Genomic DNA, 21,442 nt, shown 5'->3' on the forward strand with positions numbered 1-21,442 from the left:
AATTACTGGGGTAAGCTTTACTCATAACGCTCTCTCAGTGCTGTGTACTACATATTCGCAGCTTACACTGAGTGAGCTTTTTTGCTATCTAACCGACTTTTAAAACATCCTCTTAATCTAGCTTTGACAATGGTTTGACTATGAGCATAGTCAAATACCTTACTCAGATGAAAGCTTGTGGACTAGGAATATCCACCTTAATATTGCCTTTGTGTTTCAGTTATCTAACAAACTTCAGACTCTCAATTTTTTGGATAAACAAATCTGTAAAGATGCTGATAACTGGCCGCTTGCGTACTTTTATATTTGCACTTAATGACATCCCTGATTGTAGTGGCATTTGCCGACCATTAATCACAATAAATTGTTGGTCTAGGCGAATTTTGGCAGGGAAACTGTAGAAAGGACGAATTTCAGTGGGTGGTAAAGCATCTGAACCAATAGAAATTAACTCACCTTTAATATCACCAAATTCACTAAAGGGAAAAGAATCTATTCTGACATCTACTTGCATTTTATCTTCAGCTTTTACAAAACCGATGTCTTTATTGGTAATAAAAATTTTGGCTATGAGATTTTCGCTAGGAACTATTTTAAGAATTGGTTCGCTAGTGGTAGCGACAAAACCTGGTGTATGAGCCTGTAGATCAAATACAACTCCATTTACAGGCGATCTAATTTCCTGATATTTTAAAGTTAGCTGGGCTTGGCTCAATTGACTTTTAATTTCAGCAAGCCGTTTGTCGTTTTCCACCATTGCTTTATTCAACTGACCATCAATTTCAGCAAGTTTTTTCTCGTTGTCAGCAATCTGCGAAAACAAGTCTTTTTTGGAAAGGGAAACGGTGTTTTGTTGCTTTTCTTTGGCTTGCGCGATCGCAAACCGCAAACGTTCCTCTTCCTGTAGCAGTTGGTTCACTTCAGCCTGACGGGTTCCAACTTCTTGTTGCTGTCTTAAAAACTGAATTCGGGAAATTCCCCCGTCTTTCATTAAAGGTTTCAAATCGTTAAAAATTCGCTCGTTTACAACTAAAACATTTTTAGCGTTTGCTAGCTGTAACTCATTCTGGCTCAGTTGCCTTTCTAATTGTTTAACTTCCAATTCAGCAGCAACAGTGCGAGACTTTAATTCTTCTAAACTTGACTGAAGACGTGCTTGTTGCTCAAGTGTTAAGTCTGCGCCTTGAAAAGAACCTGTAAGTTGAGTGCGATAGAGTTTATTTTCCGATGCTAGAGCAGAACGGCTTTTGGTGAGGGAGGCGATTTCTGGCGGTAAGTTAAGTTGCGCGATCGCTTGTTCTATTCTGGCTGGCGAATTCTGTCCATTCAGTATAGTTCGATAAAATTGATTTTCCTGAATTAAGGCTTGGAAAATATTATCCAGGGAATTTTTTTGAGCTTGAGCAGCAGTTGTATCCAGACTTAAAAGCAATTCACCTTGCTTAACCCTCTGTCCATCTTCAACGTGAATTGTCCTTACAACACCTCCCACAGGCGCTTGAATTTCTTTAACTGCACCTTGAGGTTCTAGTTTGCCTTGTGCTGGGATAGCCTCCTCAATTTTGACAACAGATGCCCATACAAAGCTGAATGTTGTTACACCGATAATTCCCCAGACAATTGCCCGCGACCACATAGGCGATTGCCGGAGAATTACAGGTTGTTCAAATTTACTATTATGAGTATATTTTAAGTTCTTATTTGAGGGTTGGGGATACAATTTTTCCAATTCAGATTTGGCTTCTGATGCAGCTGCGGGCCGATTATTGGAATTTGTACCGTTCTGTTGATTCATCATAAAAAATGCTGAGTGTTAAGTAAAATAAAATTTCCCGTTTGCAGGCTGATCTTGGGAATGCAGTTTATAAGACTGAGCCTCATGAATTACGGAGGGAGTCAGAGCCTCCCCTTATTCGTTACAGAGACTGGAAACGAATATTTCTTGTTTTTTGCCTTTGATTATAATTGTGCTTCTTGTTGTTGATAAAGGCAGTAATAACGACCTTTCATTTCCATTAACTGTTCATGAGTTCCTTGTTCCACAATTGAGCCTTGATCCATCATCAAAATCATGTTGGCGTTCTTAATTGTGGTAAGACGGTGAGTAATGAAAAATACCGTGCGACCCCGAAAAGCTTCTGCTAAATTCAAACACACTTGTCGCTCAGCATTATAGTCTAGAGCGCTGGTTGCTTCATCTAAAATTAACAAGTTTGGGTTTTGCAAAATAGTACGAGCGATCGCTATCCGCTGTCTTTGTCCCCCAGATAGTGCTGAACCCCGTTCCCCAACGTTAGTATTATAACCATTCGGCAAGTCCATAATAAAGTCATGAGCAACCGCAATTCTTGCAGCTTCAATAATTGCTTCAGCGCTAGCATCAGGAGCATTTAAAGCAATATTTTCCTGAACTGTACCTTCAAACAACAGCGTATCCTGCGGCACAATTCCAATCTGACGGCGAATAGAATAAAGTTCTACTTTAGTAATATCATAGCCATCAACCAGAATCCGACCAGATTCGAGTGGATAAAGACGAGGTAGAAGCTTCATCAACGTGCTTTTACCTGAACCACTTTGCCCGACAATTCCTACAAACGCCCCAGCCGGAAACTTTACACTAATATTATTTAGTTGTAGTGGCCCAGTCGGATTAAAGCGGAAAGATACATTGTCATACTTTACATCTCCCCGAATTACTGGCATCGGAATATTTTTGCGATCTAGTTCATCGGCTTCTGGCGGCGTATCCAAAATATCGCTAAGACGTTCTAAAGATAAAGCTGTTTCTTGGAAGTTTTGCCACAGTTGAGTTAAGCGCAATAAAGGACTTGTGACGTAGCCAGAAATAATCCTAAATGCAATTAATTCCCCCAGAGATAATTTACCTTGCAGCACTAAATAAGCTCCCACCCAAAGCACCAACAAACTAGAAAGTTTGTTCAGAAAATTACTAGTAGCGCCCGCCGTTGTGGAAGTCAAAACGTTTTCAAAACCAGCACTCACATAACGCCCATATCGTTCTTGCCATTGCCAGCGCGATCGCAGTTCAATATTTTGAGCTTTTACTGTTTGAATACCTGATAAAACTTCTACTAAATAAGATTGCGTTTCTGCATTGCGTTCAGCTTTACTACGCAACTGTCGCCGGACGATGGGAGAAACCAGCATAGTTAGCAATGCAAACAGAGGTATGGTGGCTAAAGCAACCAACGTCAGCAGCCAACTGTAAATCGCCATTACTACGATGTAAATTACAGAAAAAACCGCATCCAGCGCAACAGTTAAAACTGTTCCCGTTAAAAATTGACGGATATTTTCTAATTCATTGATTCTAGTTGATAATTCGCCCACAGGTCGCCGTTCAAAGTATCGCAAAGGCAACCGCAGTAAGTGGTCAATAATTTCCGAACTCAACGCTATGTCAATGCGATTTGTAGTGTCTACAAATAAGTAAGTTCGCAAACTGGTGAGGACGGCTTCAAAAATAGCCATCACCACTAAAAACACGCCCAAAACTTGCAATGTGTCTGGGCTATTTTGAATTAGAACTTTATCTATAATAATTTGAGTAATTAAAGGGTTAGCTAACCCAAATAATTGCACGAAAAAAGAGGCGACAAATACCTCTGTTAGCACTTGCCGATAACGATAAACTGAAGGTAAAAACCAACGCAGGCTAAAACGTTCTTTGGGAGTATTTCGATTAGTCTTAAGCAGCAGTACCTGCCCTTCCGACCCCCAATTTTGAATAAAGTCAGCGGGTTTTTGTCGTAAGATGCCTATTTCAGGCACTGCGAAAACTATTTCTTTCTGGCTAATTTCGTAGAGAATTGCGGCGCTATCTTGCCAGAGAATTATTGCTGGTTCTGGCAGACGACTTACGGCATTAGCAGGCACATTAATTAGTTGAGCTGTCAACCCCATCAATTCAGCTACTGCACCGTAAACTGGTAAAGAAAGGCTACCCGTTCTATCTAATTGGCTGGCTAAAATTCTCTTGATTACGTCTTTGCGAAAGGGCAGACCTAGATGCAAGGAAAGCATCTGAAAACAAGCTACAGCAGCTTCTAATGTGCCGCTACCTCGCACAAAAGGATATTTCTGGCGTTTCGCTGATTTTTGAAAAGTGTTCTCGACTGATTCTAGTTCAGAGGGTGTGTCGGGAGCATAAGGAATATCTTCCCGATCCTGGATTTCTGATTTTTGATTTGGGATTATAGCTGATTGAGTTGGCGAACCTAAAAGATCAGGTAAGCCTACCAAACGAATTTGACTGGATGCTTCTGTTTTCAGGGAAGATATATCATCAAAGCTTAGGCAATCGCCTACAGACAACTGCTGTAAACTACTGTTACTAACTAACCACATCCGGTTAGAATCCAAAGAGTTTCTATCACCAGGTAAATTGCGAATTACTGATTCTGAATAAGCTTTTAAGGTTAGGTCTTTAAGATTTAACACACCCGCTGCTTTCAAGAGTGTTTCGCTATCAGCTCGCTGTTGTAAGTAGACGCTTAGTAAGTCAAAAACTTCTATCAAAGAACAGCGATTTTGAAAAGCAGCAGCTAAGTGGGGATGTTGTTTTAGTAAAGCCAAAAAATCCCCTGCGCTGAGAGTTAGACAAAGAGTTTCTGTAGATGCGATCGCAGTCTCACAAGGCGTACCCCGGATCAACCCAACCCAACCTAGCACTTCACCGGGTTCTAGCCGTTGCAGTGTCACCGCCATCTGGTTATAAGGATCGTACCCCAATAGACGCGCTTGCCCTTCATAGAGAATAGTAACTTGGGCAGGCATTTTTTCCCGCAATAAAATTGCTTGCCCCATACGATATCGCAATAACCCAAATTTTTCCGATAGCTTTTCTAGGTCAGCAATTGGCAGTTGATCGAAAGGAGATAATTTTAATAAAAATTCTTGAATATTGATTCTAGTGTATGTCATTTCTTATTATTTATTAATTACTGGTTCTGGGTCAGGGCCTATTAGCTGAAGCTTATAGTAAATAATAATTAGATCCTAAGGACTAATGACTAATAGCTAATGACTGGTAACAATTATTAACTTGCTCTTGTAGCCAGGTGCTAAATAATTCATCAATTAATCGCTGTCGCGTGGCATCATCCAATTGAACCGGAATAAATTTTTCCATTCGTACAATCACCAGCCATTCGCCTAAACGAGTCGGTGGCAATAGTTGACCGGGCTGACTTTTGCTAAGTATCTGAGCTAGGGTGGGATGGGGTACACTTAACTCCACAGGGCCAATTAAACCGCCTGTTTGAGCCTCCGGCCCTTGGGAATATTCTCTCGCTAGTTCGGCAAAAGACTGCTCTTTTTCTTGAATGCGGAAATACAGTTCTTGTGCAATACCCAGGTCTTGAGTTCTAATCAAGGAATAAATGATTTTATCTAGCTGTCCTTTGCGCTTTAAAAAGTAAGGTTCTACTTTATTACTCCAGGTCGCAGCTTTAAACTTTTCAATCTTTAACCCTCGTATGGCTTGTTCTGGAGCCATTCCCTGAGAATTTTGCTGCTGCAATTGCTGGCTGACACGGGTTATTTCCTCTGGCGTACATTCGATAGAAGCGATCGCAGAGTCAATAATAAGTTCGCGTAATAACTGAGGTAGGAGCCGATAACTAGCTAGTAAGGGAATAATTTCCTCGGCAGTAATCGAGCGATCGCCTACTTGCAGAACTATAGTCATATCCTGTCCAAATAATTACTCATAGTTAGAACTGCGAAAATTCACTCAGACTACATTTTGCCACTACACAAACCACATCTGCCTCAGTAAGTGCTGTATAAGTACCAAAAAAGTTATTCAGTGTTAATACTGAATAACTTTTAAACCTAATCAGCCCAGACTTAGCGACTATAGCAGCAAGTACCTACGTATGAGTAGTAGCTAAGATAATTTGCTCCTACCCATCAACTTTTAGCTATGGCGGCAGCTGGGTTAGATTGTTACACCTATACTATATGACGACAAGATCGGCGTTAGTTAGGGCAAGACCAGTAGAGAGGGTGGCTATTTGTATTTGCGCGATCGCTCCCGTACCATCTGCATCAAACAACAATGCACCATTAGTGCTGTTGTAGATGAAGCGATCGCTAGCATCGACAGACGTTGATCCTATTACGAACTGATCCAGTGCGATCGCTGCCCCGGCAATTAGCCCACCACCAAAACCTGCCGCAGACACTTCGATAGTATCATCTGACACCACAAAATCAGTGATATTGTCAATACCTTGATTTGAAGCATTAAAGACAAAGCGATCGCTACCAGCACCACCATTAAGGGTGTCATTGCCGAGTCCACCAACTAGGATGTCATCACCGCCTCCAGCATTGATAATGTCATTACCGCTTCCACCGTCAAGAGTGTTGTCGGCACCATTCCCGGAGATCGAGTTGTTCAGGCTGTTTCCTGTACCGTTAATCGCGTCTGCCCCATTTAGGATCAGGTTTTCCAGGTTCTCACCCAGCGTCCAGGTGCCGGAAGAAATGACGGTATCTGTACCAGCATTGACATCTTCAACAATGATGTCAGTGGCATTATCTACCATGTAAGCATCGTTACCAATACCACCAATCAAGTGATCGCTTCCCACTCCCCCATCCAGAGTGTCATTACCATCTCCCCCATCCAGAGTGTCATTACCATCTCCCCCATCCAAGCGGTCAATGCCTCCATTCCCAGTTAGGGTGTCGTTGCCAAAATCGCCCCGGAGTTGGTTATCGAAATCGTTGCCGATGATGATGTTGTTAAGGTTGTTACCCGTGCCGCTGCTGGGAGCAAAACCAGTTAAAGTTAGATTTTCCAGTCCGGTTCCTAACTGATAACTACCGCTGGATTCTACCCGGTCAATCCCACCTATAGCGGAATCTATCTCCAACTCAATCCGGTCAGAAATACTGTCAACGATGTAAACATCGCTACCATTGCCGCCTCGAAGAGTGTCAGCACCTACTCCTCCATCAAGAAGATCATTGCCTGCTCCTCCATCAAGAAGATCATTGCCTTCTCCTCCCCGAAGAATGTCGTTGTCAATCAAGAAGTTTGGGCTGTTTAAGCCGCCAATTAGGGTGTCGTTACCATCTCCCCCATCAAGTGTATCGTTACCTTCTCCACCATCCAGGCGGTCAATGCCCCCATTCCCAGTTAGGGTGTCGTTGCCAAAATTGCCCCAGAGTTGGTTATCGAAATCGTTGCCGATGATGATGTTGTTAAGATTGTTACCCGTACCGCTGCTGGGAGCAAAGCCAGTTAAAGTTAGGTTTTCCAGCCCAGGAGTCAAAATCCAACTAACGCTGGATTCTACCCGGTCAATCCCACCTATGGCAGTTTCGGTTTCCAACTCAATCCGGTCTTGAGTATTGTCAACGATGTAAACATCGCTACCGTTGCCACCCCGGAGAATGTCGAAGCCTTCTCCCCCATCAAGGAAGTCGTTGCCGTTTCCTGCATCCAGAGTGTCATTGCCTTCTCCCCCACGCAGGATGTCGTTGTCACTAATGGGGCTGGGGCTGGTGGAGTTAATGCCGCCAATTAGGGTGTCGTTACCATCTCCCCCATCCAGAGTGTCATTACCATCTCCCCCATCCAGGCGGTCAATGCCTCCATTCCCAGTTAGGGTGTCGTTGCCAAAATTGCCCCAGAGTTGGTTATCAAAATCGTTGCCGATGATGATGTTGTTAAGATTGTTACCTGTGCCGCTGCTGGGAGCAAAACCAGTTAAAGTTAGATTTTCCAGCCCAGGAGCCAAAGTCCAACTAACGCTGGATTCTACCCGGTCAATCCCACCTATAGCAGTTTCGGTTTCCAGTTCAATCCTGTCTTGAGTATTGTCAACGATGTAAACATCATTACCGTTACCACCCCGGAGAATGTCGAAGCCTTCACCACCATCAAGGAAGTCGTTGCCGTTTCCTGCATCCAGAGTGTCATTGCCTTCTCCCCCACGCAGGATGTCGTTGTCACTAATGGGGCTGGGGCTGGTGGAGTTAATGCCGCCAATTAGGGTGTCGTTACCATCTCCACCCCGGAGAAGGTCATCACCTTCTCCCCCATCAAGACGGTCATCGCTGCCCCTGCCACTCAGGGTGTCGTCGCCAGAAAGACCTGTGAGTTGGTTATTAAAATTATTGCCAATGATGGTGTTGTTGAAGTTGTTCCCCGTGCCGCTGATTGCCGCAAAACCAGTTAATTTCAGCTTTTCCAGTCCGGTTCCTAACTGATAACTAACGCTGGATTTTACCTTGTCCCATCCCCCCAAAGTACCTTCAATCTCACCAGAAATAATGTCCCCTGGACTATCAATTATGTAAACATCATTACCGTTACCACCTCGGAGATTATCAGCACCTTCGCCCCCATCGAGAATGTCGTTGCCGTCTCCTCCATCAATGCTGTCATTGCCTGCACCTCCATCAATGCTGTCATTGCCTGCGCCGCCATTGATGATGTCATTTCCATCACTGCCAATGAGGGTGTCATTACCTAGAGTGCCGTCGTTGTCTGTAATGGTGAAGCTGGCTGTGTTGGCAGTACCGATGGTGTAACCTGTACCATCAGCTAAGGTGATTCCTACGGTTTCGCCAGGGTCAAGAGAAGCATCATCAAGAGGGACAATATCAATAAAGGCAGTAGTCGCCCCGGCTGCAATGGTGATGCTACCTGTTAAAGCGGTGTAGTCTACACCTGGAGTAGCAGCAGTTAGATCAGTAGCCACGGTGTAGTTGATAGTCAGTCCGCCATCTGGGGCAGGTTCGCTGAGGGTGAGGAGAAATTTGCCAATAGTTGACCCGGTTTCGCGAGGATTGGTGCCAGAAGCGATCGCAACGATGGGAGCCATATTTTTATGTATCTGGGTAGATGTTTTGTGAGAACTGATTGACTGTGTGCCAGTACGAGTCTACACAAGTGTTTATACCCCCGCCTTCAGTGTATTTTCGGAATATTTATAATTTGTGTTTGACGAGCAGAAAATTTATGGCGATCGCGCGTTTTCTCTAGAGAAAACGCGCGATCGCCATTTTTGGGTTTCGCGACCTGAAGCTGCTAAAGGCGAATCAAAGACCTAACCCCCTAACCCCCTACAAGGGAACGGGGAATCAGAAACCCCTCTCCTTTTAGGAGAGGGGTTGGGGAGAGGTTAACCAATAGGTATTGCCACGCAACCTACAGTTATCCTTTATACCATCGTGAAATCCGCACCATTGAGAGTGGTGGATTCTACCCCGGTTAGGATTGCCAAAAGATCATCATTGCTCTTGAGGCTAATCAGCGTGTCGTTGACATTACCACCCGTGCCTTGTGTAATGTTCAACTGCCCAAAATTCAAACCACCCGACAACCCAATTCGGTCTTCACCATCCATAAAGTCAACAATGGTATCAATGCCATTATTAACGGCTACCAACACAAACCTGTCTCCTCCAGCGTCTCCAGTCAGAGTATCGTTGCCAGCACCACCGACCAACAAGTCATCACCAGCACCGCCAATCAAACTATCATTGCCATCCCCACCAGATAATTTGTCACCGCCAGCACCACCATTTAAGATATCGATGCCGTTACCGCCAGATACATTGTCACTACCAACGCCACCGTTAAAGGTGTCGTTGCCGCCATTCATGTCAACAACCGAACTCTGATAAGTGCCTAATAGGGTAATAACATCATTCCCATCTTGCGGCTGATTGGTGACTGGTTCATCGCCTCGCAGGTTAATGAAAAACTTGCTATTGTTCATGGTCACGGTGATATTGTCGTCACCATAACCGCCACTAATTTTCCCGTCGGAACGCGGGCCATTGTTGGGGTTGGTGTCATTGTCCCACCCAGCGGCGAAAGTGACGTTAATCGTGTTGTTGCCAGCCTTACCGTGAGCGGCGTTTACACCATCGGGATCGATAATTGTGTCGTTACCGTCACCACCAAATATCCGGTCGTTATAGCCAGTACCGCCATCGATTGTGTCATTGCCAGCATCGCCATTAATTGTGTCATTGCCAGCACCGCCATTGATTGTGTCATTGCCAGGACCGCCATCGATTGTGTCATTGCCAGCACCGCCATCGATTGTGTCATTGCGGTTAGTGCCAGTCAGCACATCATCATTCGCAGTGCCATTGATTACTGGGGTAGGAAGGGTAAAACGAGCCACCAGCGGATCGTGATCGCTTTGTTGATCTGCAAACTCGGCATTTAGATGCACAATATCAATTTCAGCAGCCGCGCTGGTGCGGAGATTGCCACTTACGAGGATGTGATCGAGTGCCTGAGAATTGCCCTCAAACACGTAGGTGTATTGTTCATTTAGTGGTAGAGTCTCCACCAGGTTAATCAGGTCATCCCCTTTCAATACTTCCAATGGGTCTGAGAACTGAAAGTCGTTGAAATCACCCATTACAGCTACATTGGCATTGGCATCAGCAGCGAGGATGCTTTCTACGAAGTTGTTAACAATCTCCGCTTGTTGCAGACGTTGAGCCTCAGAGGTGAGTATTGGTGGTTGGTTGCTGCCAAAAAGTGGTTGATCGCCGCCTTTAGAGTTAAAGTGGTTGCCGATGACAAAAACTTGATTGCCGTTGAAGATAAACTCGCCGACCAGCGGTTTGCGGCTGTTGGCAAAGGCATCACCATCTGAGAGGTCGGTGTCAACAATGCGACCGGGACTGGCGGAAAGTTCCGCACCATTACCATCAATTACCGTGGTGTTGGTTGTGGAATTGCCGCCAGGACGATCTACAAAGTCAACTCGCTCAGGGTTGAACAGGAAGCCGACGCGAATATTACCTCCAGGCTGACCGCCATCTTGGTCGTCTGCTGGGTTAACTTGACGGAATTCGTAAGTGGGGCCACCTGCGGCTGCGATCGCATCTATCAAAGCTTGATAGGTTAGGTTGGCATCTACAACGCTGTCATTTGTGGCACCATTGTTATCCTGTATTTCCTCCAAACTCAGGATGTCTGGTGATTTCAGGTTGTTGACAATCAAATTGGCAAGGCTGCCGAATTTGCTGCCATCGCTGGGGTCAAGATTCTCGACGTTGAAACTAGCTACTGTCAACTGGTCTTCAGTCCCCATTAACGTGGTAGTTTCCCGCTCAATACCACCAGAAGTGACAGTTGGCAAGGGTGTTGTATTAAGCAGTTTATAGTTGCCAAAGCTATAGTCGATGACACCAGTAATCGAACCGTTGAAGCGATCGCTTACATTCACCTGTGGCGCATTAGGAACTAGCAGATCGTCAATAATGATGCGTTCTGGATTAAAATCCCCTTGCTGGATGATAATACCGCCCCGCTCGGTACGAGTGCCAGCATTCGCCCCATTGTTAGCCAAGACAGCGATTTCACCGAAATCGTTGGTAGGACTAACTGCCACAGCGTTATTAACCTGCACCCGCATTCCTTCCAGACTTTCATAGAAGTCAATGCCATCTTGGGCAGGATCGAAGAGGGCGAAAGAATCATTATCGATAATCTGTGTCGGCGGCGTGCGATCGCTACCAATTACAATCGCAGCAGGTAGCGGATTGCCACTTGAGAGGGTGTTAATTCTTCCCGTATTACCAACACCAATCTGAGTAATTGAGAGGTTGTTGGAGTTAGCACCACCTGGGGTGAATTCACTCACACTACCGCTTACCAACAGGGAGTCCCCAGCGCTGACGCTGGGTCTTATGCCCGTGAAAACAAAAATTCCCTCAGAGGTGGCATCATCCGCATCAGGATCAGGATCTTGCAAATAAAAGCCATTAGACCTAACAGCAGTGACAATACCAGCCACGTTAGAAACACTTTGCCCTAAGTACGGTGAGGTATGACTAGCACCTTGAATATCGCGGATGCGGATATTCCCTGCCGTGGCATCGTTATCTGTGACCGTGACGGTGGTCGTACCGTTGGTAAAGTTAGTCGCAGAGGCAGTTAATGTCACCGTTTGGGAGCCATCAATAAGGGCATCATCAACCGCAGCGATCGCAAAGCTTGCCGATGCTTCATTTGCAGCAATGGTGACAGTTGTGGCAACAGTTGCCTCTCCCGTATCGCTGGAAACAAGGTTGACTGTCAACGGATTTGTTAAATCCCCAGTGCGAGTCACAGTGCCAGTAGCCGCATCTGCACCAGCTGCTTCTGAGAAGGAAACAGGGGAAACACTTAAACTTAGCGAGGATGTTGGTGTTGGGTTGTCGCTGCGAGTATATCTTCCCAGATCGTCGAACGTATCTGTAGCAAAGCCATCCCATTCAATGCTGGGGTCGAAGGCATTGTTCTCGATGGTATCCCCAGTTGTAACGCTACTTTTACGTCGGAGGGTGTTGTCAGCTGTACTTGTAAGTCCGCTACCCCATTCAGTTCCCGGATCAACGCCAACTTGACCAATTACATCAATGATGGTTCCACTTGCTCCACCCCTACGCAGCACGATCGCATCATCGCCATTAAACCATCCTGCACCATTTGTCTGATCTGCCTGCGCCAAAATCGCTGCATTGGCGTTACTCTGAGCCAAAACAAACACATCGCCGGTTGCCACGGTGCCAGTCAGAGAAATCGTCAAATTAGCAGTGGTGCTGCCATTGAAATACATCTGCACCACGTAGCTATCTGCTGCCAAGTCAATTGCCGCATCAGTGCTGTTGTAGATTTCAAGAGCCTTGTTGTTACTGCTGCCCTCAACATACTCTGAGAAAAATAAGCCTGCCATAGAACCCTCTTTTGTGGTAGAAAACGCAAGATGCAGAATTGGAAATTCAGATGCGATCGCATCTGACAAACTGGCACGATGCTGATTTTAGCTAGACAGCTAAAATCAGTAGAACTACTGCCTGTCTATCTGGAAAACAATAAGTTAGAGGTAAAAATAAGAACATTTACCTATTTTTAACCTCTACTTAAAGTAAGACTTTACTTCGCTTTGCAGGATATCACTTATATTTAGAGTGTTCTAGTGCTTGACAGAAAACTTACATCAGTATCCCGCAAGATGCGGAGGAAAAATTATGAGTTATAAATTAATAAATCGGAAACGCAATAAATTGCTGTTTCTATAGCTCCTCACTCTCCTGAGTCCCCATTGGCTCTTGCTAGCAGAAAATTTGTAGTTCTTCCACAAGTGCTTTTACAAAAGTGGGATGTTCCTTAACTCAAATTTAAACTAGGTGCTAGTTTCTTCGCTTTCAGCCATTGGTGAATCTTGGTTATCTTCTCCATCTTCCTGCCAAGTATTGAGAATGTCTTTAACCAGAAGCTCCTTTAACCAAACTTGAGCCACAACTACCAATGGCAAAGCCAGTAAAAGACCTAAAAAACCGAAGAAAATGCCGAAAGCAACCTGTGACAACCAGGTAATTTCTGGTAGAAGAGACACCTGATGCTTCATAACTAAAGGTGTCAGAAGGTTACTTTCAATCTGCTGAATAAGGATATACAAAACTATCACTGCACCTGCTTTCCAAGGTGCATCAAGTAAGGCAAGTGCTGCTGGTGGTATAACACTTAAAGTAGGGCCAAGATTAGGAATAAACGTTAATAAACCTGCTAAAAGAGCATTAGCTAGAGGGAGTTGCACCTGCAAAATCCACAAGCCCAAACCGCTCAAAATAGTAATCACAGTCATATTAAAAAGAATGCCAATTAGCCAACCACTCAGAGCCACTTCGCATTTAGAAAGAATCTTATTGACTCGCTGACGATAGAAACTAGGAAATAGCAGCAAAAATGCCTTCCAGTAAGAACTGGGATTCGCCAAAAGCATGATGGTCACAACTAAGACCAACAATAAGCTCAGAATAATTTGAATTGAGTTAGTAAACAAACTATAAAAATTTGTAAGCAGCCGATTAATAAAACCGGGTAATTGTTCAGTTAGACGACTAAAAACACGGGCATCTTCTAAAGATTGCCCTGGAAGTCGGCTTTGCAGCGATTCAGCCCACACCCTTAGCCGATCTAATCCTTGTGGTACCCATTCAATCAACTGTGGAAGTTGATTATAAAAAGGTGGAACAATCAAGGCAAGAATAATAGTCACAATTGTGACTATACTAATAATTGATAAGGCGATGGCGATGCCTCGGTTGACTCCTCGTTGCACAAGCCATTTCACAAGTTGGTTTATGGCTGTCGCCAAGACTATAGCCATAAAAGCCAGTAACACAACTTGCCGGATTTTCCACAAAATGTAAAGAGAAATGATCAGGGCGATTAATCCGACCCATTGCCCTAAACGCACAATGCTGTCTCCATCTTTTAGTCGATTTGAAGCAGTTGTGTTGAATTTAATCTTTTGAAATTGCTTGTGTCTTCCCCCTTAAGGAAGTGTCTAAAAAGCGGTGTTGAGATGTGAGCGTTATGTTAATTTATACATTAAGTTAAGGTTTTTTACGCCTTAACTGTGGCGAATATAGTATTAGGCACACTCGTTAATCCCTAGTCTTTTGTAAGGCTGAGTGTTGAGGCAATTCCATCAGATATATTTCATCATAAATAAATGCCTAGTAGCACTTGGATAGAGCAACTTGCGCGGTTCGGTTATGCAGCGAAGGGAGTGGTGTACTTTATTATTGGCTTACTAGCGATACCTGTAGCCTTTGGCTCCGACAGCAAAACGGCTGACACGAGTGGAGCTTTGGATACAATTGTTGCACAGCCGTTTGGAAAATTTTTGCTTGCTTTGATTGCTTTTGGTCTGATGGGGTACGTGCTATGGCCTTTAACTCAGGCATTGTTCGATCCGGAGCATCAAGGCAAGATTAATGCTAAGAGAATTGTAAGGAATGATCTGGCAACTTAACTGCTTATCTTTTACGCTCGATCATTCCATCAATTAACAACATTATTTATTCAATCACTTGGGTTGTTTTAGCAAGAATAACAGGCTTGTTTTTGTATTCTGCTTCTATCTTTTGTTTTACGTCCAAATCCCAAGTCAAGTTGTAATCTTTCTCGAACTCAGCCAGAACAAATTCACGAACTACCCCTGTTACTCGGACATCTTTGCCTTCTGTTATGGGAACAGCTGCTGGAGTTGCATTGATAACCAGCACTTTGTCGTTATTGAATATCTTTTCGTCTTCCATTTGGAAAGCTTTTGCACCAACGATTTCTTCAACTTCCCCAGAGACAGTTACAGCCTGACCTATGAGTTTGCGAGTGTCTTGATTAACTGTTTCTACAGATGTGTTAGTTCCAGCATCAGGAGCAGTTACAGGTGCATTACCAGCATTAGGAACAGTTACAGGTGCAGTAGGAGAAGGGACAGTTGCTTCTCTTTCGGGTGTGCCGCAAGCCAGAAGCAGTAAAGCCAAAAATCCTAACGCGATCGCTCCCTTTACCTTCTACAAACCTTGAGCTAAACTGTTAGTTTCTAGATTATTTTGTATCATTTGGGAACGCTTTCAAAACTATAATATTTTAGGCATAATTGATAAATTGCCCTACTGATTAGGTACAGATAACCCCTTATTTTTAAACTCAATAAAGGTTTCTTTCCACTGTTTTTAAAATGCCCAACTAGGCAACGATAAAATCCCCGCCACCCAATTAAATCAGGCAACTTATCGTCATGGAATAACGACCAATTACTTGTAATTTAAAAGCCAAAGCCGCTGTTTTGCGTCTGCCTAGAGAAAGAGAAGTAGAATACATACTTATTTCTCAAGAAGTGCTCTTTGTGAACTTTCTTTAAAAGCGAGCTTGGTGGAAGCGATGTCCCACCGGAACAGCCCACAATAGGTAGGGTTTGGACTCCATTTTTCTCCTCAACAGCAACCTCTGTACCATTCACCCTAACTTACTGCGGCTTAAACCCTTGGAGATGCAGTTGCACACCTGCGTAAGGGAAAGCTTAATCGCCCGTTTTTCTATCTATCAAGTTCTTTTATGGTGGCGACTAAATACCACTGATATCAATATTAAAGGTGTGAAAGTGAAATACTGCTTGAAATACTTTGAGATCCAATGTCATGCGATCTAAAAGCATTTCAAGCAGCATTTTTATGAAGCTATACCAAATACTCGTCCTAGATATGTGAATCGCCAGACTGATTGACAATTATTTGACAATAGTCTCTTTACAAGAACCGATATTAATTCAATTGCTATTGTCAACTGAGAATAGCATTAAGAAAAACAAAAACAGTATTGCTTTTCCTTATAATTGAGATTTGGATTTCAAAATTTCTATATAAGCAATGGGAAGAACTAGAGGCCAGAAAACAGTTGCTACCACCAAAGTCACAAAACCTGCAAGGCGCTCTTGTGTCTTCCAAGTGCGATCGCGTTTGAAGAAGTCTAACCAGATAGTAAACAAAGTGGTGGCTATCAGCAGATAAATAACTTCTACGCAGATCATAAGTGTCTCCAGAACAACTTCTTTTATAAGGGTTCCCGTAATCTAGATCGGCAATTACTATTTCTTTACAAAACGTTACAACAAATAGTAGTGGCTGATACTTAAAGCCTATCAGCCTGGTGTTACAACCATGTGACCAACTTGTGTAGAGAATCTGTAGCGAAAGAAAGTTGTAGGTAGCTGATCCCAATCCGAAATCAAAAATTTATACTCAAGCCAAAGGCAGAAAAAAACGAAACGTGCTGCCCATGCCTAGCTTACTTTCTACCTCAATCTGGCCGCCTTGCAGTTCAATCAAGCGCGAGGAGATAGCTAACCCGATGCCAGTTCCTCTAGAATTTTGACGAGACTCGTCAGCCCGCCAAAAACGCTCAAAGACATGGGGCAAATCTTCCGGTCCAATTCCTTTACCCGTATCAACTACAGCAATCCACAGCCGTTGTGATGCACTCCAAACTCGGACAGTAATCGAACCAAAACTGGTGTATAGCAGCGCATTTCCCAACAGATTCACCAAAACCTGTTCCACGCGGTCAATATCAGCTAAGACGGGGGGCAGTTGGGGCGGACAGTCTAATTTCAGGGCTACCGGACCATCTTCTAGTAACTGCTCAGAAAATCTTTCTACCAGAGACTCTAATAAAGGTCGTAAATTAACAGGCTGGAGATTAATCGGCAGATAGCCAGCTTCCGCCTTAGAAAGTTCCTGCAAATCGTTGACTAACCGCTCTAACCTAGAGGTTTCGCGCACCAGCTGCTGGTAAACTTCTGGCGATGGTTCAATTCCGCCGTCAGCCATCTCCTCCAAATAACCGCGAATCACTGTTAGGGGTGTCCGAAGTTCGTGAGTGAGGTCGCTAATAAGTTCCCGCCGCCGCTGTTCCACTCCTTCGAGACTGGATGCCATGCGATTAAAACTTGCAGCCAGCCGATTGAGTTCCCGAATTTCGCTGTTTGGTAGTCGTTCATCCAAATGTCCGGCAGCAAACTTTTGGGTGATTTGTTCCATTTGTTTCAAAGGCTGGACAATCCGGCGCGTTACCAAATAGCTCAATCCACCAGCAGCAGTAGCACCCACAAGAACCGATAATAAGGTGCTGCGACTCCAAGCTGTTTCAAAGCTCCTTACCAGCTGTCTCCGGGCATAGCGTACTTGCACCCCGGAAATTTCGATTTGTTGCAGCTGCACGATAAAAAAGCGCGGGGAAGACAATTTGCTAATCGCTAGTAGGCTACCCACTCCTACCATCATGACTAAGAGGTGGGAAAGAAATAGACGCGATCGCAATCCAACTTTATTCAACGGCATTTTTATCCTATGGCATCTTCAAATTTATAGCCAACACCTACCACCGTCTTAATAAAGCTAGGATTGGCTGGATCTGGCTCAATTTTTTTCCGCAACCGCGCCACATGAGTATCTACAACTCGTTCATCACCAAAAAAGTCATCCCCCCAAAGTTTCTCTATTAGTTGCGTTCGGTTCCAAACTCTACCGGGATGGCTGATAAAAGTAGATAACAAGTTGAATTCCAGAGTCGTCAAATCTAAAATTTCTGATTGTTGAGAATCGATTTGGCGTTTGGCAGTGCGCTGCTCTACATCAACAGTGAAATGTTGGGTATGATAAACCTGATGCTGTCCTCTCTGACGCAAGCTACGGCGCAATAACGCCCTTACTCTAGCAACCAATTCTCTCGGACTAAACGGTTTGACCAGATAATCATCAGCACCAGTAGAAAGTCCGATAACGCGGTCAATTTCCTCACCCCTAGCGGTCAGCATCAAAATATAAGGGTCTTTCGCACCAGGTTTCTGTCGGATTCTGGCACACACTTCCAGCCCATCCAAACCAGGTAGCATCAAATCAAGAACGATTAAATCCGGTTGTTGCTCCTGAAAAACTTGTAAAGCTTTCAAACCATCACGGGAGTGATGGCAAGAAAAACCCTCTCGTTCTAAAGCTGTCTGGATGAGCTTAGCAATTTCCGGTTCATCCTCAACAATCAAAATATCCATTTATAACAATTAAAAATTAGTAAGTAGGTGGGATTAATTATTTGTAGGATGGGTTACGCTATCCCTAACCCATGCAGATGTTGGGTTTCCTACGTCAACCCAACCTACGAATACCTTCAATCTAATCGCATCCGCCTACTTAAATTAAAAATAGATTCTCAATTTTTAATTCTTCGGACGCATCGCTTCTCGACCTAATATCATCATCCCAGCAACACCTAAGCAGACAAACCAAACGTATTGATACCAATATTCTCGAATCTGTTCTGCTGCACTAAGTTCCGGGTGCAGGGCATCTAAATAAAGTACCAATAAAACCATAAATAGCGCCCCAAACCCCGAAAAGGTCAAACCGATGAAAATTCTAGCGGGTTTTAGTTCATCATCACTGATGGCATCCAGGTCAATTTCTGCCAACTCGCTGAGAGACTCATCTGCAACTGCTGAAGCTGCTTGCAAATTATTTGCCACAGGCGGCGGCAAAACTGGCATTAAGGTTTTTACGGTTTTGCGTCGCAGCAAACATTCTGTATCCCGCAGCAATGCTAGAGGCTTTGCTTGAGGGTAGTCAAATTCGGCGGCTTTGGGTGTCGATGTAGTGGTGACTTCCGGTTCAAAATCCATAGCTTGCCTACCAGTGCTTGTTTCTAAGATACAGCACCAAACTGGATTAAAGGTATATCCAGCAAATAGCTCTTAAGTTAGTAACAAAGCTTTTTTGTTCGCCCAGCTAGGTGAACCCTGATGGAGGAAGTGCGATCGCTCTAGCTAATTCTATGGTGAAACTTAGCTGAAATTTGAGAAAACTATAGATGATTAGGATGTCTAGGAAAGCAACCTTAGAGCCAAATAAGTCCGCGAACTTAAAAGTCTTTGGAATACTAACGGCTGGCGGCGTGCTTGGCTCCTTAGCAAGCCTTCCTTATATTTTTAGCTTAATCGAGCCGCCTTCCATACCTATTTGGCAATTCTTGCTATTAGTCACAATACAAGCTTCGGTGCAAACAGCTTTCGTCACCGGGCTGGGGCTTTGGTTAGGGGGTAAAGTTGGACTAGGCGCACCCGTGCTTAAAGCCTGGTTAGCAGGCGACCCGCAAGCGTCTCATCGGTTTCGGGTATCCCTACCCATATCTGTTGGTGCAGGTGTGGTGGTAGCAGGGATTATCTTGCTGCTAGAGATTTTTGTGTTTGTCCCGTTGTTACCTGATGCCTTACGCAAAGTACCGCTTCCCTCACTGTGGCAAGGTTTTTTGGCTTCCTTCTACGGTGGGATTACCGAGGAATTGCTGTTGCGCTTGGGTTTGATGACGTTACTGGTTTGGTTGGGAACAAAGCTCACCTCTCAGAAACATCCTAAGTCAAGTGTAATGTGGAGCGCGATCGCTCTAACTGCCTTAATTTTTGGGGCGGGTCACTTACCAATAACCGCTCGTCTAGTTCCCCTAACTCCCTTTGTGGTCACACGGGCCCTATTGCTCAACGGTATCCCAGGATTGCTTTTTGGCTGGCTCTATTGGAGAAAGGGACTTTTAGCCGCAATGGTAGCGCACTTCTGGAGTGACATCGTTCTGCACGTTATTGGAGCAGCTTTATTCTTGGCGTGAAAAAGTTATTCACTTACCCAACAAGTGCTTATACACCGGCTTGCAGTCGGATGAAGTACAGGCTATCTGGAGAGATGCCACAAGTGCTTATACACCGGCTTGCAGTCGGATGAAGTACAGGCTATCTGGAGAGATGCCCGACTTCTTAGAGAAGTCGGGCATCTGTGTCCCTCACTCACAAGGGAAAGCGCTGTATGTGTTCGAGTTCGTCCCTCAACGAGGGAAACCCCCACAGCAGGGTGGCTCCCCAACCTAGAACTTTTAGGTTCAATGTGGAACAACTTCAAACTAAAAGCCTAACTTTTCCAACACTGGACGAGTTGAGACAATGTGCCGATCCAAACCGAGTTGTTGCGGACTAATCCCCAACGCGAGGCAGATAAGCTGAGGTAGATGTAGCACTGGCAAACCCAAAGTCTTGCCGATCACCTTTTCAACTTCCGGTTGACGAGAATCTAAATTCAGGTGACACAATGGGCAAGGCGTCACCATACAATCGGCACCAGCGTCAAGTGCTTCTTGGATGTGCGAACCAGCCATCTTAAAAGATTGCGTCGTCGCATAGCTAGAAAGAGGCCAGCCGCAGCATTGGGTGCGTCCTCGGTAATAAATTGGTGTCGCCCCCAGCGTCCGGAACACATTCTCCATCGATTCTGGTTCCAATGGGTCGTCGTAGGGTATATGAGTTTGGGCGCGTAGCAAATAGCAACCATAAAATGCTGCACACTTCAACCCAGCAAGCTTGCGGCTAACCCGGTTTTGCAGTTCTTCTAGTCCGTAATCGGCTACTAACGCCCATAGTAGGTGTTTAACTTCGGTACTACCACGATAAGGCGAACAGCCTTCTTTTTTCAATAAGCCATTAACCTGCTCAAAGTAGTTTGGGTTGGTTTGTTGGGATTCCTTCAAACGCTCATCCACATGACCAATCACCCCTTGACAAGTGCTGCAATGTGTAAGTAACGGCAGATTCAGTTGCTCGGCTAGAGCAATATTGCGGGCGTTAACGGTATCTTCTAGCAGTTGGGAATCTTCTTTGAAGGTGCCAGAACCGCAACAGGAGGCTTTTTTCAGTTCAATGAGTTCAATGCCCAGTGCTTGGGTGAGGGCTGCTGTAGACTGGTAAAGTTCCCGGCAAGCTCCTTGGGCAACGCAGCCGGGGAAGTAAGCATATCTGAGAGTTTGGGATGGCATAGCCTTGGGTGAAGAAAACACGCGATCGCATGAGCGTAGCGTGTGGGAAACAAGCTTATATCTCTATCATCGCTCTTGAACGGGAAATTATTAGGTCACGTTGCGAAGATAAACATAAAACCATTCTCGATGTGAGTTAGGCGTTTGTAGGTATACAGATGGGCTGGTATTGAATCTCATTGTGAGGATAGATACAGCTACTTTTTGATTGGGATGAGGCTGCCTTGAAATAACCGGACAGTCTAT

14 protein-coding genes are annotated in these 21,442 nt (G+C 44.6%); 2 read left to right on the forward strand and 12 right to left on the reverse strand.

Annotated features, from left to right (window positions below):
• Window positions 1-220 precede the first annotated feature (220 nt).
• The 6 genes from H6F66_RS18390 to H6F66_RS18415 all read right to left on the reverse strand — a co-directional run bounded on the left by H6F66_RS18390 (window position 221) and on the right by H6F66_RS18415 (window position 14,258).
• Window positions 221-1,798 carry an HlyD family efflux transporter periplasmic adaptor subunit gene (locus H6F66_RS18390; protein WP_242019213.1) on the reverse strand — a complete coding sequence of 526 codons (1,578 nt, stop codon included), beginning with the start codon at window positions 1,796-1,798 and terminating at the stop codon, window positions 221-223.
• A gap of 161 nt (window positions 1,799-1,959) precedes the next feature.
• Window positions 1,960-4,947, reverse strand: a complete 2,988-nt coding sequence (locus tag H6F66_RS18395; protein WP_190423961.1) for a peptidase domain-containing ABC transporter — start codon at window positions 4,945-4,947, stop codon at window positions 1,960-1,962.
• A gap of 82 nt (window positions 4,948-5,029) precedes the next feature.
• Entirely contained in the window at window positions 5,030-5,713 is a 684-nt protein-coding gene (locus tag H6F66_RS18400) for a peptidylprolyl isomerase (protein ID WP_190423963.1), read from the reverse strand.
• 271 nt (window positions 5,714-5,984) lie between these two features.
• Window positions 5,985-8,867: a calcium-binding protein gene (locus tag H6F66_RS28505; protein WP_190423964.1), complete on the reverse strand. Its 2,883-nt coding sequence runs from the start codon at window positions 8,865-8,867 to the stop codon at window positions 5,985-5,987.
• A gap of 339 nt (window positions 8,868-9,206) precedes the next feature.
• Window positions 9,207-12,731 carry a lamin tail domain-containing protein gene (locus H6F66_RS18410; protein WP_190423966.1) on the reverse strand — a complete coding sequence of 1,175 codons (3,525 nt, stop codon included), beginning with the start codon at window positions 12,729-12,731 and terminating at the stop codon, window positions 9,207-9,209.
• Window positions 12,732-13,181: 450 nt separating this feature from the next.
• Window positions 13,182-14,258 (reverse strand): AI-2E family transporter, encoded by a 1,077-nt coding sequence (locus H6F66_RS18415; protein WP_190423968.1) that lies wholly within the window; start codon window positions 14,256-14,258, stop codon window positions 13,182-13,184.
• Window positions 14,259-14,516: 258 nt separating this feature from the next.
• Here H6F66_RS18415 and H6F66_RS18420 point away from each other — a divergent pair, with 258 nt between their 5' ends.
• Window positions 14,517-14,819, forward strand: a complete 303-nt coding sequence (locus H6F66_RS18420; protein WP_190423970.1) for a DUF1206 domain-containing protein — start codon at window positions 14,517-14,519, stop codon at window positions 14,817-14,819.
• A 46-nt stretch (window positions 14,820-14,865) separates the two neighbouring features.
• Here the strand turns inward: H6F66_RS18420 and H6F66_RS18425 are convergent, their stop codons facing one another.
• The 5 genes from H6F66_RS18425 to H6F66_RS18445 form a co-directional block, all read right to left on the reverse strand.
• Window positions 14,866-15,333, reverse strand: a complete 468-nt coding sequence (locus tag H6F66_RS18425) for a hypothetical protein (RefSeq protein ID WP_190423972.1) — start codon at window positions 15,331-15,333, stop codon at window positions 14,866-14,868.
• Between the two features lie 845 nt (window positions 15,334-16,178).
• Window positions 16,179-16,379 carry a hypothetical protein gene (locus H6F66_RS18430; RefSeq protein WP_190423974.1) on the reverse strand — a complete coding sequence of 67 codons (201 nt, stop codon included), beginning with the start codon at window positions 16,377-16,379 and terminating at the stop codon, window positions 16,179-16,181.
• A 211-nt stretch (window positions 16,380-16,590) separates the two neighbouring features.
• Window positions 16,591-17,688, reverse strand: a complete 1,098-nt coding sequence (locus tag H6F66_RS18435; protein ID WP_190423976.1) for a HAMP domain-containing sensor histidine kinase — start codon at window positions 17,686-17,688, stop codon at window positions 16,591-16,593.
• Between the two features lie 2 nt (window positions 17,689-17,690).
• On the reverse strand, window positions 17,691-18,398 hold the full coding sequence (locus H6F66_RS18440; protein ID WP_190423978.1) for a response regulator transcription factor: 708 nt from the start codon (window positions 18,396-18,398) through the stop codon (window positions 17,691-17,693).
• Window positions 18,399-18,563: 165 nt separating this feature from the next.
• A complete protein-coding gene (locus H6F66_RS18445) occupies window positions 18,564-19,022 on the reverse strand; it encodes a hypothetical protein (RefSeq protein ID WP_190423980.1) in 459 nt (152 codons plus the stop codon).
• 197 nt (window positions 19,023-19,219) lie between these two features.
• Here H6F66_RS18445 and H6F66_RS18450 point away from each other — a divergent pair, with 197 nt between their 5' ends.
• Window positions 19,220-20,002, forward strand: coding sequence for a CPBP family glutamic-type intramembrane protease (locus H6F66_RS18450; RefSeq protein ID WP_190423982.1), 783 nt, complete (start codon window positions 19,220-19,222; stop codon window positions 20,000-20,002).
• Between the two features lie 288 nt (window positions 20,003-20,290).
• Here the strand turns inward: H6F66_RS18450 and H6F66_RS18455 are convergent, their stop codons facing one another.
• Complete coding sequence (locus H6F66_RS18455; protein ID WP_190423984.1) at window positions 20,291-21,196, reverse strand: CoB--CoM heterodisulfide reductase iron-sulfur subunit B family protein; 906 nt, start codon at window positions 21,194-21,196, stop codon at window positions 20,291-20,293.
• Window positions 21,197-21,442: the final 246 nt, after the last annotated feature.

This window comes from Trichocoleus sp. FACHB-6 (genome assembly GCF_014695815.1).
GTDB classification, from domain to species: Bacteria; Cyanobacteriota; Cyanobacteriia; order Cyanobacteriales; family FACHB-T130; genus Funiculus; species Funiculus sociatus.

Bases quoted from the DNA above. Each gene is read 5' to 3' on its own strand.
- H6F66_RS18455 (WP_190423984.1), bottom strand. From the start codon at position 21,196: ATGCCATCCCAAACTCTCAGATATGCTTACTTCCCCGGCTGCGTTGCC.
- H6F66_RS18410 (WP_190423966.1), bottom strand. From the start codon at position 12,731: ATGGCAGGCTTATTTTTCTCAGAGTATGTTGAGGGCAGCAGTAACAAC.
- H6F66_RS18445 (WP_190423980.1), bottom strand. From the start codon at position 19,022: ATGGATTTTGAACCGGAAGTCACCACTACATCGACACCCAAAGCCGCC.
- H6F66_RS18435 (WP_190423976.1), bottom strand. From the start codon at position 17,688: ATGCCGTTGAATAAAGTTGGATTGCGATCGCGTCTATTTCTTTCCCAC.
- H6F66_RS18390 (WP_242019213.1), bottom strand. From the start codon at position 1,798: ATGATGAATCAACAGAACGGTACAAATTCCAATAATCGGCCCGCAGCT.
- H6F66_RS18430 (WP_190423974.1), bottom strand. From the start codon at position 16,379: ATGATCTGCGTAGAAGTTATTTATCTGCTGATAGCCACCACTTTGTTT.
- H6F66_RS28505 (WP_190423964.1), bottom strand. From the start codon at position 8,867: ATGGCTCCCATCGTTGCGATCGCTTCTGGCACCAATCCTCGCGAAACC.
- H6F66_RS18400 (WP_190423963.1), bottom strand. From the start codon at position 5,713: ATGACTATAGTTCTGCAAGTAGGCGATCGCTCGATTACTGCCGAGGAA.
- H6F66_RS18450 (WP_190423982.1), top strand. From the start codon at position 19,220: ATGTCTAGGAAAGCAACCTTAGAGCCAAATAAGTCCGCGAACTTAAAA.
- H6F66_RS18440 (WP_190423978.1), bottom strand. From the start codon at position 18,398: ATGGATATTTTGATTGTTGAGGATGAACCGGAAATTGCTAAGCTCATC.
- H6F66_RS18395 (WP_190423961.1), bottom strand. From the start codon at position 4,947: ATGACATACACTAGAATCAATATTCAAGAATTTTTATTAAAATTATCT.
- H6F66_RS18420 (WP_190423970.1), top strand. From the start codon at position 14,517: ATGCCTAGTAGCACTTGGATAGAGCAACTTGCGCGGTTCGGTTATGCA.